Genomic DNA, 13,849 nt, shown 5'->3' with positions numbered 1-13,849 from the left:
GTCTGCCCGGTCCGCAGGATCCACTGTCAGAGCGCCTGTGCCATCGCCGCGCACGCGGACAGCCAGGACCGCTTCGTCGCCTCGCTGAGCAGGTGGTAGGGCACCACCGAGCCCGACACCAGCGCCGGGTCGTAGGGCACCCGGTGCACGCCGCGGGTGCGCTGCTCGTAGACCTGCACGAGGTCGCTCGCCAGCCGCGTGTCCACCTTCTCGCTGGGGTCGGACAGCACGGTGATCGTCTTGTGCTTCAGGTTGGCGTAGCCGGCGTCTTGGAGGGCGTCGAGCATCCACAGCCCGCTGTAGCCAGTGTCCTCGCGGACCGTGCTGGTGACCACGAGGAGGTCGGCGGCGTCTGCCGCCGCGAGCCAGTTCTCGGCGCGCATGTTGTTGCCGGTGTCGATCAGGATGACGCGGTAGAAGCGCTGGAGCAGGGCATGGACGTCGGCGAAGTCGGTCGCGTGGATGATCCCTGTGACATCGGGCCGCTCGTCCGAGGCCAGCACGTCGAAGTGGGCGTCGCCCTGGGAGCGGACGAAGGCGCCCAGGTCGCCGATCCGCGACTGGTAGACGTCCTTGAACCTGCCGAGGTCCTCGAGCAGCTCTCGGGTGGTGTTGCGGTGGCTGCCGCGCTGGCCGCGGATCCCGAGCGTGCCGCGGGTCTCGTTGTTGTCCCAGGCGACCACTCCGCCGCCGCGGACGGTGCCGAAGGTGTAGCCGGCGGCGAGCACCCCGGTGGTCTTGGCGGCGCCGCCCTTGGGGTTGATGAACGCGATCGTGCGGGGCCCGGCGAAGTCCTTCTGGATCGCCTGCCGGTCCCCGTGGTAGGCCTGCTCCTTCGCGCCCATCTTGGGCTTGATCAGGCCGCCGCTGACGCGGCGGACACGGCCCCGCCAGCCCCAGGTCGCGGGCCCTTGGTGTGCGTCGTGGTCGCGTCGGTCGAGGAAGTCGGTCGCGGTCATGAACCGCCGCGGCTCGGCGGGAGGCGGCGCCGCCGGCGTGCGCGCTGCGGCCGGTGGTGCGCCGACCGGTGGCGCCGGAGGCTGACTCGACGTCTGACTCGGCGGCGGTGGCAACGGCGGCGGGCCCAGCGGCGGTGGCCCGGACGGCATCGGGCCACGCGGGAGGGTGCTGGCGGCGAGCGGGTCGGCGTCGATCGGATCGCTCAGCGGGTCGACGTGGGCGCCGTTGCGCGCGGCCTCGACCTGCCGCTGCGCGAACGCCTCGAGCTCGTCGGCGGTGAAGAGACGGTCCGACGTGTTCTCACTGGTGCCGGGATCGGCTGAGGAATGGCTCACGGTTACCCCCGAGATGAGGCCGAACGGTTGGGGTGACCCTAACCCGCTCGGCGGTCCCTCAAACAGGCACCTGGGGACGCGGGTCAGACCTCCAGCTCGTTGATGGCGTTCTCGATCGCCCGGTGGAAGGTCGGGTAGGCGTAGTGCATGGTGCGGAGCTTCGCCACCGGCGTCCCGGCGTGCACGGCCGCGGCGATCAGGCCGATCATCTCGCCGCCGGACGGCCCGACCGTCGTACCCCCGACCAGGACACCGCGGTCGGCGTCGGCGACGACCTTGATGACCCCGTGGTTGCCGGTCTTGTGCATCCAGCCGCGGCTCGAGCTCGGCAGCGAGTAGCTCCCGGTGGTGACCCGGATGCCGGCGTCACGCGCCTGCTTCTCGGTGAGGCCGACCGATCCGACCTCGGGGTCGGTGAAGGTCGCCCGGCTGACCGCCGTGTAGTCGGCCCACGGCCCGTCCTTGCCGAGGATCGACCGCACCGCGACCTCGGCCTGGTACATCGACATGTGCGTGAACTGGCCCTTGCCGGTGATGTCGCCAACGGCCCACAGCTGGTCCCCGGCCCGCACCTGCTCGTCGGTGTCGAGGAACCGTGAAGACGGGTCGAGACCCACCGTGTCGAGGCCGAGGTCGGAGAGGTTGGTACGGCGACCGGCGGCGACGAGCAGCGCCCCGGCGGACAGCACGCTGCCGCCGCCGAGGGAGACGGTGAAGCCGGGCCCGGCGGTGTGGTCGATCCGGGTGATGTCGACACCGACGCGCACGTCGATGCCCTCGTCGGCCATCGCCCCGGCGACGACCTCGCTCGCCTCCGGCTCCTCGGGACCGAGGATCCGGTCCGCGACCTCCAGGATGGTGACGTCCACCCCGAACCGGGCGAACGCCTGCGCGATCTCACAGCCGATCGCGCCGCCCCCGAGCACGATCATGCTCTCCGGGAGGTTCTTGACCTGGACCGCGTCGCGGTTGGTCCAGTACGGCGTCTCGGCCAGCCCGGGGACGGGCGGGATCGCGGGCTCCGTGCCGACGTTGAGCACGACCGCACGCTGCACGTCGTACTCCTGCGTGCCGTCGGCGGTCTCGACGACGACCTTGCCCGGACCGGCCAGCCGGCCGTGGCCCCGGGCGAACGTGGCGCCGTTGTCGATCAGCCGGTCGACCGCGACCTGGTCGTTCCAGGCGTCGGTGGCCTCGTCGGAGATCCGCTTCGCGACCGTCGTCCAGTCGGGTGTCACCTCGACCGATCCACCCAGCGTCGGCACCCGTCGTGCCTCGGCGAGCGCGCCGGCCGCGCGGATCATCATCTTCGAGGGGATGCACCCGTAGTAGGGACACTCACCGCCCACCAGGTGCTTCTCCACGCCCAGCACGGAGAGGCCGGCCTGCGCGAGCTGGGCCGCGACGTGCTCCCCTCCCGGGCCGAGACCGATGACGGCGGCGTCGATGCTCTCGCTCATAGCGACAACCCTGGCACGCCATTGGTCGCGACGGAACCGAATGCCGCCAGAGCGCCGCAACCCCCGCTCGCGTCAACCGCGGCGCGGCAGCTGGCGCCCGCGGGCGAAGCCCGCACGGTGCGGTGACCCTGGGCAGAGCGAAGCGATGGTCCGGGCGGCGCCGCACCGTGGGCGACACGCTCGCGCATTCAGACAGCCAGCGTCGGCTTGGACTTCAGGATCGCGCCGAGCACGCCGTTGACGAACGACGGGGACTCGTCGGTGGAGAGGTCCCGCACCAGGGCCATCGCCTCGGTGACGGCGACCGCGTCGGGGACGTCGTCGACGTAGAGCATCTCGTAGACGCCGATGCGCAGCACGTTGCGGTCGACGGCCGGCATCCGGTCGAGCGTCCAGCCCTGGGCGTAGGTGGCGAGCACCTCGTCGATCCGGGCCAGATGCTCGACGACGCCGCGCACCAGGGTCTCGGTGTAGGGGTTGGTCGGCGACGCGCCCTCGCCGATCGACCGGTCCAGCGTGTCGCCGGCCGACTCCCGCCGCAGGTCGGCGGCGAACAACAGGTCAAGGGCCCGCTTCCGGGCCTTCGAGCGCGCTCCCCCGGAGCTCACGACTTCACGCGGCTGAGGTACGAGCCACCCTCGCGGGTGTCGACCTTGATTTTCTCGCCCTGCTCGATGAACAGCGGGACCTGGATCTCGGCGCCGGTCTCGAGGGTGGCGGGCTTGGTGCGGCCGGTCGCGGAGTCGCCGACGACGCCGGGCTCGGTGTAGGTGATGGTCAGCTCGACCGAGGCGGGGAGCTCGATGAACAGCACCCGGCCCTCGTTGGTGGCGACGATCGCCTCCATGTTCTCGAGCAGGAAGTTCTTGGCGGAGCCCACGATGTCCGGGTCGACCTCGATCTGGTCGTAGGTGCCGGTGTCCATGAAGACGTAGTTGGTGCCGTCGTTGTAGAGGTACTGCATCGTGCGGCGGTCGACCGTGGCGGTCTCGACCTTGGTGCCGGCGTTGAAGGTCTTGTCGACGTTCTTGCCCGACTCGACGTGCTTGAGCTTGGTCCGCACGAAGGCGGGGCCCTTGCCTGGCTTCACGTGCTGGAACTCGACCACCTGCCAGAGCTGGTTTTCCAGCTTGAGAACCATGCCGTTCTTCAGGTCGTTCGTCGTTGCCATGCGCCAGCCTTCTTCGATGCAGATGTCAATTCCAACAAGGGTCGGTGTGGCCACGTCGGGCCAGCGGGGAAGTCTAGTCTCCGCTCTCCGCAGCGATGAATTCGAGAGCCTGCCGGTAGCCGTCGATCCCCTGGCCCGCGATGACCTTCGCGGCGTGCGGGGTCACCACCGAGGTGTGCCGGAACACCTCCGCGCGCTGCGAGGGATCCGAGATGTGCACCTCGACCAGCGGTGCGGTCAGCTGGGCACAGGCGTCGAAGATCGCGTAGGAGTAGTGGGTCCACGCGGCGGCGTTGAGGACCACCGGCGTCCCGGCGTCGGCTGCCTGGTTGAGCCAGTCGAGCAGCTCGCCCTCGTGGTTGGTCTGCCGGGTCTCGACCGACAGGCCGACCAGCTCGCCCCACCCACGGCAGAGCTCGGCGAGCTCGCGATGAGTGGTCGTCCCGTAGATCTCCGGCTCGCGCCGGCCGAGCCGGCCGAGGTTGGGGCCGTTGAGCACCAGTACCTGCCTCACGCCGCACCACCCGTCATCCGGTCGTACGACGCGCGCAGGTTTGCCTCGGACGGGCCGGACAGCACCGCCGGCTTCGCCAGCCCGTCGAGCACGACGAACCGCAGGGTGTTGCCGCGCGACTTCTTGTCGACCCGCATCCCGGCCAGCAGCGCGTCGAAGTCCGCGCCCGCGTAGCTGGTCGGCAGCCCGACCGCAGCGAACGTGGTCGCGTGCCGGGCCGCGGTCCGGTCGTCGAGATGCCCCTCGAGCCGCGCCAGCTCGGCGACGTAGCAGCAGCCGATGGCCACCGCTTCGCCGTGCCGCATCGTGTAGCCCTCGGCCCGCTCGATCGCGTGCGCCATCGTGTGGCCGTAGTTGAGCACCTCCCGACCGGGGTGTCCGTCGGCGCCGCCGGCCTCCTTGAGGTCAGCGACGACGACGTCGATCTTGACGCGGATCGCGCGCTCGACGAGGTCCGGGAGCACCTGCCCGGCGGGGTCGGTCGCCGCCTCGGGGTCGGCCTCGACCAGGTCGAGGATGACCGGGTCGGCGATGAACCCGCACTTGATCACCTCGCCCATGCCGGCGACCAGCTCGGCCCGCGGCAGCGTGAGCAGGGTGTCGAGGTCGACGAGCACACCGGCCGGCTCGTGGAAGGAGCCGACGAGGTTCTTGCCCGCGGCGGTGTTGATGCCGGTCTTGCCACCGACCGCCGCGTCGACCATGGCGAGCAGGGTGGTCGGCACGTGCACGACCCGCACGCCGCGCAGCCAGGTCGCGGCCACGAACCCGCCGAGATCGGTGGTCGCGCCGCCGCCGAAGGTCACCACCGCGTCGGACCTGGTGAAGCCGGCCTCTCCGAGCGCGTCCCAGCACTGGGCCGCGACCTCGGCCGATTTGGTCGCCTCGCCGGCCGGCAGCCCGAGCGCGAGGACGTCGTACTCCCGCCGCAGGACGTCGAGCACGGGCCCCGCGAGCTCGTCGAGCTCGGCGGCGTGGAGGAACGCGACCCGCTGGACCGAGCTCCCGAGGATGCCGGGCAGCCGCTCCGCGAGACGACGGCCGACCACGACGTCGTACGGCGACGCGCCACCCACGTGCAGCACGGTGTCGGTCATCGCTCTTCGCTCTCGGTCGTCGAGTAGCCCGAGCTCCCCGGCGCGGTGGTCGAGTAGCCCGAGCCGCTAGGCGAGGGCGTATCGAGACCAGGCGTATCGAGACGCCGCAAGCCGGACGCCACCTCGGCCGCGACCTCCTGCGGGCTCCGTCCGTCCGTGTCGACGGTCAGGGTCGCGACGCCCTCGTAGACGGGCGTCCGCTCGTCGAGCAGCATCTTCACCCGCGCCCGCACGTTGCCGAGGAGCAAGGGTCGCCCGGCGCCGAGACCGACCCGCTTCACGGCGTCGGAGAGGCCGACCCGGAGGAACACCACGCGGTGCCCGGTCAGCAACGCGCGGGTGTCCGGATCGAGCACCGCCCCGCCGCCCAGGGCGAGCACGCCGTCGTGCTCGTCGAGCGCGGTCGCGACCGCGGCGCGCTCGAGGGCACGGAAGGCCGCTTCGCCGTCGTCGACGAAGATCTCCTGCACCGGCTTGCCGGCCCGCGCCTCGACGGCGTGGTCGCTGTCGAGGAACGTCACGCCCAGGGCGTCAGCGAGCAGCCTGCCGACCGTCGTCTTGCCGGCGCCCATGGTGCCCACGAGGACGGCGACCGGCCCACCGTGGTCAGTGCTCACTTGTACCTCAGCGTGTCCAGGTAGCTCGCGGCGTTGCGCCGGGTCTCCTGGACCGAGTCCCCGCCGAACTTCTCGACGACGGCGTCCGCCAGCGTGAGTGCGACCATCGCCTCGGCCACGATGCCGGCGGCCGGGACGGCGCACACGTCGGAGCGCTGGTGGTGGGCAACGGCTTCCTCGCCGGTCACGACGTCGACGGTGCGCAGGGCGCGGGGCACGGTCGCGATCGGCTTCATCGCAGCGCGGACGCGCAGGATCTCGCCCGTGGTCATACCGCCCTCGGTGCCGCCCGAGCGGCCGGACACCCGCCGCAGGCCCTCCTCGGTCGGCACGATCTCGTCGTGGGCGAGCGAGCCGGGCGTGGCCGCGAGCTCGAAGCCGTCACCGACCTCGACGCCCTTGATCGCCTGGATGCCCATCAGCGCGCCCGCGAGGCGGGAGTCGAGCCGCCGGTCCCAGTGCACGTGCGAGCCGAGGCCGGGCGGCAACCCGTGGACCACGACCTCGACGACGCCGCCGAGGGTGTCGCCGTCCTTGTGCGCCTGGTCGATCCGCTCGACGATCAGCTTGGACGTGTCGGGATCGAGGCAGCGGACGGGGTCCTCGTCCAGCCGGGCGACGTCGGCCGGTGCGGGCCACAGCCCGGCCGGCGCGCGGACGCCGCCGATCTCGATCACGTGGGACACGATCTGCGCGCCGACGGCCTGCTCGAGGAAGTTGCTCGCCACCCGGCCCAGCGCCACCCGGGCCGCGGTCTCGCGGGCGGAGGCGCGCTCCAGCACGGGCCGCGCGTCCTCGAAGTCGTACTTCTGCATGCCCGCCAGGTCGGCGTGACCCGGGCGCGGCCGGGTGAGCGGGGCGTTGCGGGCCAGTCCGTCGAGGACCTCCTGGTCCACCGGGTCGGCCGCCATCACCTGCTCCCACTTGGGCCACTCGGTGTTGCCGACCTCGATCGCGATCGGACCGCCCTGCGTGCGGCCGTGCCGGACACCCCCGACGACCCGGACCGCGTCGGCCTCGAACTTCATCCGGGCGCCGCGGCCGTAACCCAGCCGCCTCCGGGCGAGCGAGTCGGAGATGTCCTCGGTCGTCACCTCGACATGGGCCGGCAGGCCCTCGAGGATCGCGACCAGGGAGGGTCCGTGGGACTCCCCCGCCGTCAGCCAACGCAACATACGTCACATTCTCCCAGAGACGGACGCATCCGCCCTTTCCGGTCCGGGGTTACGGGGACGTCGCCCGTCCGGTGGTCGAGTAGGCCGAGCGCCTGCGCGAGGCCGTATCGAGACCCGGCGAGACGACCGCCCACGGTGAGCGAGCAGGATTGTGGCGTCTCGATACGCCCTCGCGCCAGAGCGCTCGGGCTACTCGACGACCGGACGAGACGGCTGCCGTCCTACCCCGAGATCGCCGCGACCAGCGGCTCGCCGGCCACGATCCCGATCCACGCGCCCGCCAGCAGGAAGGGGCCGAACGGATAGGCCCGCTTGAGCACCGACCGGTCGCGCCTGGCGATCGCGATCACCAGGCCGGGCACGCCGAAGAGGAGGAAGGCGGAGTAGAGGCCGACGAACAGGGGTACGGCGCCGGCGTACCCGAGCACGCAGCCGAGCAACGCCGAGAGCCGGACGTCGCCGAAGCCCATCCCGGCCTGGCGGATGAACCACAGCAGCCAGAACACGGTGCGTACCAGCAGCAGGCAGACGACCCCGCGGACCAGCTCGTCCGCATCACCGGTGGCCGCCCAGCGGACGCCGCCGTACACGAGGGCGGCGAGTGTCGCGGGCAGCACCACGATCGAGGGCAGCAGCCGGGTGCGGTGGTCGACGATGCCGAGCAGGGTGCCGACCGGCACCAGCGGCAGCAGCAGGCACAGCAACCACTCCCAGCCCAGCACCGCGCCGATGCCGGCACCGGCGGCGGCGGAGATCCCCGCGGCGACCAGCCCGAGCCGCGGGCGGCGACCGAGGTCGGCGTACAGCTCCTTCGGCGGTTCCTCGAGGCGTGCCTTCTGGGCGGGGGTCAGCTCCACGCCCTCCTCCGGCTCGGGGTCGGGTGGCGGCTCCGGCAGCACCCGGATGAGGTACGGCGTCAGCGCGCCTGCGAGGCCGCAGCCGACCAGCCCGACCAGTGCCGCTGCGAGGTGCTCATGCATTTCCGGGGTCCCCGCGAAGTTGTTGGCTGGAGGAGCGAAGCGGGGGGAGACAAGAACTTCGTGGGGTGGTTCTCATGCGGTTCGCTCCCGGAGCGCGGCCTCGCCGGCGGCGCGCATCGCGGCGAGCGGCGCCGCTACCCCGGTGAACGCGGTGAACTGCAGCGCGGCCTGGTGGACGAGGAGGTCGAGTCCGGAGACGACGGTCCCGCCGACTCCGGACAATGGCGTCGGCCAGGGGTCGTAGACGACGTCGAACAGCACCTCGACGCCCGCGCACGCCGCGACCAGGCGGTCGGTCTGCGCGGCGACCGGGATCGTCGAGACGATCGCGTCCGTGTCGTCGTTCGCATCGTCGAGCGAGATGATCTCGACCGCCGGTGCGGCGTGGTGAGCGGCGATCCGCGCGACCGCTTCTTCCGCGCGCTCGGGCTGCCGGACCGCGACCCGGACCGATTCCGCGCCGAGCTCCACCATCGCCAGACCGGTGGCCGCAGCCGTGGCGCCGCCGCCGAGAATCGTGGCGAATCGGATGCTGCCGTCGTACCGCTCCCGGACGGCCGCGACCGCACCGCGCAGGTCGGTGTTGTCGGCGTGCACCTCACCACCGGTCAGCAGCAGCGTGTTGGCGGAGCCGACGAGCTCGACCCGGTCGCTCACGACGTCGGCCAGCGCCATCGCCTCGCGCTTGAGCGGTGCGGTCACCGACAGCCCGCGCCACTCCGCGCCGAGACCGGCCACGAAACCCGCCAACCCGCCGGCCGGCACGAGCGCGGCGTCGTACTCCCAGTCGAGGCCGACCGCGGTGTACCCCGCCCGGTGCAGCACCGGCGACAGCGAGTGGGCGATCGGGTCGCCCACGACAGCACACCTCATCAGCAGACGTCGGGATGCTCGTCGCACCAGTCCCGCAGCTCCTGCTGATAGGTCAGGAACTCCTCGTAGGACTCGGCGAACTTCGTCCTTCCGGTGTTCAGGTTCACCGTGACGTAGTAGTACCACTCGCCGTCCGCGGGGTTCAGCGCGGCGTTGATCGCCTCCTCGCCCGGGTTGCCGATCGGACCCGGCGGAAGGCCGGTGTTGCGGAACGTGTTGTAGGGCCCCGGAGCGGTCTCCCGCTCCTCCTGGGTGAGGCCCACCGTGAGCGGGCGACCGAGTGCGTAGTCGACGGTCGCGTCGATCTGCAGGTAGCCCGCTTGGCCCGCGGTGCCCGGGTTCTCCACCCGGTTGTAGATCACGCGCGCGATCTTGGACATGTCCCGGCCGCGTCCCTCCGCCTGCACCAGCGCGGCCACCGTCATGATCTCGTGGGGCTCGTAGCCCACCTCTTCCGCGGCGGCCTCGAGGTCGAGGTCGGACGCCGCCTGCTCCCAGCGGGCCACCATCGCCCGGAGGATCGACGCCGGCGTGTCCCCGGGGGTGATCGTGTAGGTGGCCGGGAAGAGGTAGCCCTCAGGGTTGCCCTCCGCGTAGTCGGGCAGGCCGAGCGCCTTGGTGTTGCCCAGCGCCCGCTCGAACTGCTTCTTGGAGAAGTCCGTGCCCTCCGCCAGCCGGTCGATCACGTCGACGGCCCGGAGCCCCTCGGGGACGGTGACGGTCGCCTGGGCCATGTTGTCGGGGTCGACCAGGATCGCGACGACGTCGGACGCCTTCATCTGCTCCTTGAGCAGGTAGGTGCCCGCCTGGATGCCCCGCGACTCCTCGTCCCTGTCCTCCGCGGCGTCGACGAACGCCTCCGAGGAGGCCACCACACCGAGGTCCTCGAGCTCGTCGCCCATCGACGGGACCGACTGTCCCTGCTTGACGACGAAGACCACCTCTCCGCTGCCCGGTCCTTCGTAATCCTCCGGGTCGGCGAAGAACTCGTCCCACGCGGGCATGACGACGTACCGGAAGGCGGCGAAGACAAGCAGCGCGCCGATCACCACGAACACGAGCATCGGCAGGCATCCCGAGAACCGCTTCTTGCGCCGCCCACCGGCGCGTCGCGGCGCTGCGTCCTCCAAGACGATCGGGTCACTCATCGGTCTCCTCGACGTCCTTTCCGGTCGGCTCGGCGACGGTTCCCACCGCCACGACCTCCCCGGGTGCTCGACCAGTAGCCCGCTCCGCGTCGAGAGCGTGCTGCAGGATCACGACGGCCGCGACCTGGTCGACCACGGCGCGTCGCTGTTGTCCCTTACGTTGATCGCGGAGCATAGCCTCCGCCGTGATCGTGGTGAGACGCTCGTCGACCAGGCGCACCGGCACCGGCGCGATCCGCATCGCGAGGCGGCGCGCGAACTCGCGGGTCTTCACGGCGGCCGGGCCCTCACCGCCGGACAACGACCGCGGCAGGCCGACCACGACCTCGACGGCCTCCTCGGACGCGACCAGCTGGCGCAGCCGCCGCAGGTCGCCCTTGCCGCGGCGCACGGTCTCGACCGGCGTCGCGAGGACGCCGGACGGGTCGCAACGGGCGACGCCGATCCGGGCATCGCCCGGATCCACGCCGAGACGCACGCCCGCTCTCATCCGGCCGGCCTCACCCGGAGAGCCTCACAGGGCGGGCACCGCCGCCACCACGGCCGCGATCGCCTCGTCGATCCGCGTGGCGTCGACGCCGCCGCCCTGGGCGACGTCGTCCTTGCCGCCGCCGCGACCGTCGATGTAGGGCCCCACGACCCTGACCAGCTCGTTGGCGGAGAGCCCGCGCGCCCGGCCGGCGTCGTTGACCGCCGCCACGACCGAGACCTTGCCGTCGGCCACGCCGATGATCACCGCGACCCCGGGGGTGTCGCCGGGCAGTCGCCCGCGCACGTCGAGGGCCAGCGTGCGGACGTCGCCGCCGCCCGCGCCGTCGACCCGGTGGGCGACCACCTTCACGCTGCCGACGTCGGTGGCGCCCGCCGCCAGCGCGGCGCCGCCGGCCAGCAGCTGCGCCAGCCGGATCCGCTCGATCTCCTTCTCGGCGGCGCGCAGCTTCTCGACCAGGTCGTTGACCCGCGCCGGCAGGTCCTCGGGGCGCGCCTTGAGCGTCTCAGCGAGCTGCGCGACCAGGACGTGCTCGCGGGCGAGGAACTGGTAGGCGTCGGTGCCGACCAGCGCCTCGACCCGGCGTACGCCGGAGCCGATCGACGACTCCCCCAGCAGCTTGATCACGCCGAGCCGGCCGGAGCTCTGGGCGTGCGTCCCGCCGCACAGCTCACGCGCCCAGTCGCCGACGGACACGACCCGCACGCGGTCGCCGTACTTCTCACCGAAGAGTGCCATCGCGCCGGAGGCGACCGCCTCCTGCTGGGTCATCACCTCGGCGTGCACGGCGAGGTCGTCGAGCACGACGGCGTTGACCCTGGCCTCGACGTCGGCCATCACCGACCCCGGCACCGAGCCGGTGGCGGAGAAGTCGAAGCGGAACCGGCCGGGTGAGTTCTCGGAGCCGGCTTGGGTCGCGGTCTCGCCGAGCGCCTCGCGGAAGGCCTTGTGCACCATGTGGGTCGCGGTGTGCGAGCGCGAGATCGCCAGCCGTCGGTCGGTGTCGACCAGCGCCTGACCCGCGACTCCCGCCGTGACCTCGCCCGACAGCACCTTCGCGCGGTGCACGATCAGCCCGTTGATCGGCGACTGCACGTCGCGCACCTCGAGCACCGCGCCGTTCGCGAGCTGGATCACGCCCTGGTCGGCCAGCTGCCCGCCGCCCTCGGCGTAGAACGGCGTGCGGTCGAGCACCACCTCGACCTCGTCACCCTCCTGGGCGGAGCCGACCACGCCACCCCCGGCGACGATGCCGCGGACCGTGCCCTCGTCGACCACGGTGTCGTAGCCGGTGAACTCCACCGGACGGCCCATCGTGTCGGCGATCTCGCGGTAGGAGTCGGTGTTGCGGTGGGCGCCCTTCTTGGCCTTGGCGTCGGCCTTGGCCCGCTCCCGCTGCTCGGTCATCAGCCGGCGGAAGCCCTCCTCGTCGACCTGGAGTCCCTGCTCGGACGCCATCTCTAGGGTCAGGTCGATCGGGAACCCGTAGGTGTCGTGCAGCTGGAACGCCTTGTCGCCGGAGAAGACCGTGCCCCCTGAGCTCTTCACGTCGCCCGCGGCGAGGTCGAAGATGCTGGTGCCCGCCTTGAGGGTCGCGCGGAACGCGTCCTCCTCGGCGTAGGCGACGGTCGAGATCCGCTCCCAGTTGGTGAACAGGTCGGTGTAGGTCTCGCCCATCTTGTCGCGGCTGACCGGCACCAGCTCGGGCAGGCACGGGTCGTCGTACCCCAGCAGCCGCATCGACCGGACCACGCGCCGCGCGAGCCGGCGCAGGACGTAGCCACGTCCCTCGTTGCCGGGGGTCACACCGTCGTTGATGAGCATCATCGACGAACGGATGTGGTCGGCGATGACCCGGAACCGGACGTCGTCGATGTGGTCGGCGCCGTAGCGCTTGCCGGTGAGCTGCTCGGCCTTCTCGATGACGGGGAACATGACGTCGATCTCGTACATGTTCTCCTTGCCCTGGAGCAGGAAGGCGACGCGCTCGAGTCCCATGCCGGTGTCGATGTTCTTCTTCGGCAACGAGCCCGCGATGTCGAAGTCCTCCTTGCTGCGGACGGCGGACAGCTCGTCCTGCATGAAGACCAGGTTCCAGATCTCGAGGTAGCGGTCCTCGAGCTCGGTGGGCATCGCGAGCCGCTCGGTGGTCGCGAACTCGCCGTCCGGGCCGTACGACGGACCACGGTCGTAGAGGATCTCCGAGCAGGGACCACCCGGGCCGGGCACTCCCATCGACCAGTAGTTCTCGCGCGCTCCGAGCTTGACGATCCGCTCGGCCGGCAGGCCGGTGACCTTCATCCAGTACTCGAGCGCCTCGTCGTCGCCGTGCAGGATCGACGGCCACAGCCGGCCGGCGTCGAGGCCGAAGCCGCCGTCGGCGATCGACTTGGTGACCAGGTCCCAGGCCAGCTCGATGGCGCCTTCCTTGAAGTAGTCGCCGAACGAGAAGTTGCCGCACATCTCGAAGAACGTGCCGTGGCGCGTCGTCTTCCCGACATCCTCGATGTCGGGCGTCCGGATGCACTTCTGCACGCTGGTCGCGCGGTCGTAGGGCGGAGTCTCCTGGCCGAGGAAGTAGGGCTTGAACGGCACCATCCCGGCGTTGACGAAGAGCAGGTTGGGGTCGTCGAGCAACAGGGACGCCGACGGCACCGCTGCGTGTCCGGCCGCCTCGAAGTGCGCCAGGAATCGCGCGCGGATGTCCGCGGTGCTCAGGCCACTGCGCTTCTGTCCCATTTCAGGCATCGTCTCTCTCGGTGTCGTACCCCTCGATCGCGGGTCGGTCCCCGGACGTTAGTTCGCGGTGCCGGTCGGCGGCGACCTCAATTCGCTCGCGCAGGTCTGCTTCTGCGTCGGACCGTCCCTGGTGGAACTCCGCGCGGAACATCCGGGCACCCACGGATGCGGCACTGGCGCGGTCGCGGACGCCGTCGGCGGTGAACGCCTCCGCCACCCGCCGGGCCTTCACCATCCCGTAGACGCCGGCCGCAGCCCCGGCGGCGAACCAGAAGCCGCGCCTCACCACA

14 protein-coding genes are annotated in these 13,849 nt (G+C 71.4%); all 14 read right to left on the bottom strand.

All coding sequences use genetic code 11. The annotated features are described in order from the left end of the window. Nucleotides 1–26 precede the first annotated feature (26 nt). The 14 genes from SHK19_RS10455 to SHK19_RS10390 all read right to left on the bottom strand — a co-directional run bounded on the left by SHK19_RS10455 (nt 27) and on the right by SHK19_RS10390 (nt 13,845). The gene (locus tag SHK19_RS10455) at nt 27–1,295 is read right to left on the bottom strand and encodes a MinD/ParA family ATP-binding protein (protein ID WP_322938608.1); all 1,269 of its coding nucleotides are present in this window, start codon (nt 1,293–1,295) and stop codon (nt 27–29) included. An 83-nt stretch (nt 1,296–1,378) separates the two neighbouring features. Beyond that, nucleotides 1,379–2,755 (bottom strand): dihydrolipoyl dehydrogenase family protein, encoded by a 1,377-nt coding sequence (locus SHK19_RS10450; protein ID WP_322457059.1) that lies wholly within the window; start codon nt 2,753–2,755, stop codon nt 1,379–1,381. A gap of 188 nt (nt 2,756–2,943) precedes the next feature. Then, the gene (nusB, locus tag SHK19_RS10445; protein ID WP_322457060.1) at nt 2,944–3,363 is read right to left on the bottom strand and encodes a transcription antitermination factor NusB; all 420 of its coding nucleotides are present in this window, start codon (nt 3,361–3,363) and stop codon (nt 2,944–2,946) included. After that, nucleotides 3,360–3,926: an elongation factor P gene (gene efp, locus SHK19_RS10440; RefSeq protein ID WP_322457061.1), complete on the bottom strand. Its 567-nt coding sequence runs from the start codon at nt 3,924–3,926 to the stop codon at nt 3,360–3,362. The genes nusB and efp overlap by 4 nt, the downstream gene beginning before the upstream one ends. 73 nt (nt 3,927–3,999) lie before the next feature. Beyond that, nucleotides 4,000–4,440, bottom strand: coding sequence for a type II 3-dehydroquinate dehydratase (locus tag SHK19_RS10435; protein ID WP_322457062.1), 441 nt, complete (start codon nt 4,438–4,440; stop codon nt 4,000–4,002). Beyond that, nucleotides 4,437–5,537: a 3-dehydroquinate synthase gene (aroB, locus tag SHK19_RS10430; RefSeq protein WP_322938607.1), complete on the bottom strand. Its 1,101-nt coding sequence runs from the start codon at nt 5,535–5,537 to the stop codon at nt 4,437–4,439. Before aroB ends, SHK19_RS10435 begins: the two co-directional genes overlap by 4 nt. Continuing rightward, nucleotides 5,534–6,154 (bottom strand): shikimate kinase, encoded by a 621-nt coding sequence (locus tag SHK19_RS10425; RefSeq protein WP_322938606.1) that lies wholly within the window; start codon nt 6,152–6,154, stop codon nt 5,534–5,536. The genes aroB and SHK19_RS10425 overlap by 4 nt, the downstream gene beginning before the upstream one ends. Next, on the bottom strand, nt 6,151–7,329 hold the full coding sequence (gene aroC, locus SHK19_RS10420; protein WP_322938605.1) for a chorismate synthase: 1,179 nt from the start codon (nt 7,327–7,329) through the stop codon (nt 6,151–6,153). The genes SHK19_RS10425 and aroC overlap by 4 nt, the downstream gene beginning before the upstream one ends. A 221-nt stretch (nt 7,330–7,550) precedes the next feature. Beyond that, nucleotides 7,551–8,309, bottom strand: coding sequence for an A24 family peptidase (locus SHK19_RS10415; protein WP_322938604.1), 759 nt, complete (start codon nt 8,307–8,309; stop codon nt 7,551–7,553). A 72-nt stretch (nt 8,310–8,381) separates the two neighbouring features. Continuing rightward, nucleotides 8,382–9,167: a shikimate dehydrogenase gene (locus SHK19_RS10410; RefSeq protein WP_322938603.1), complete on the bottom strand. Its 786-nt coding sequence runs from the start codon at nt 9,165–9,167 to the stop codon at nt 8,382–8,384. Between the two features lie 14 nt (nt 9,168–9,181). Continuing rightward, nucleotides 9,182–10,330 (bottom strand): endolytic transglycosylase MltG, encoded by a 1,149-nt coding sequence (gene mltG / locus SHK19_RS10405; RefSeq protein WP_322938602.1) that lies wholly within the window; start codon nt 10,328–10,330, stop codon nt 9,182–9,184. Next, nucleotides 10,323–10,820, bottom strand: a complete 498-nt coding sequence (gene ruvX, locus SHK19_RS10400) for a Holliday junction resolvase RuvX (RefSeq protein WP_322457069.1) — start codon at nt 10,818–10,820, stop codon at nt 10,323–10,325. Before ruvX ends, mltG begins: the two co-directional genes overlap by 8 nt. Nucleotides 10,821–10,844: 24 nt before the next feature. Further along, on the bottom strand, nt 10,845–13,538 hold the full coding sequence (gene alaS / locus SHK19_RS10395) for an alanine--tRNA ligase (protein WP_322938687.1): 2,694 nt from the start codon (nt 13,536–13,538) through the stop codon (nt 10,845–10,847). Nucleotides 13,539–13,560: 22 nt separating this feature from the next. Further along, nucleotides 13,561–13,845, bottom strand: a complete 285-nt coding sequence (locus SHK19_RS10390) for a DUF6167 family protein (protein WP_322457070.1) — start codon at nt 13,843–13,845, stop codon at nt 13,561–13,563. Between the last annotated feature and the right edge of the window lie 4 nt (nt 13,846–13,849).

The organism is Nocardioides bizhenqiangii (assembly GCF_034661235.1).
Classification (GTDB): Bacteria; Actinomycetota; Actinomycetes; order Propionibacteriales; family Nocardioidaceae; genus Nocardioides; species Nocardioides bizhenqiangii.
Note: the sequence above shows the minus strand (reverse complement) of the source record. Positions and strands in the feature narration are given on the sequence as shown.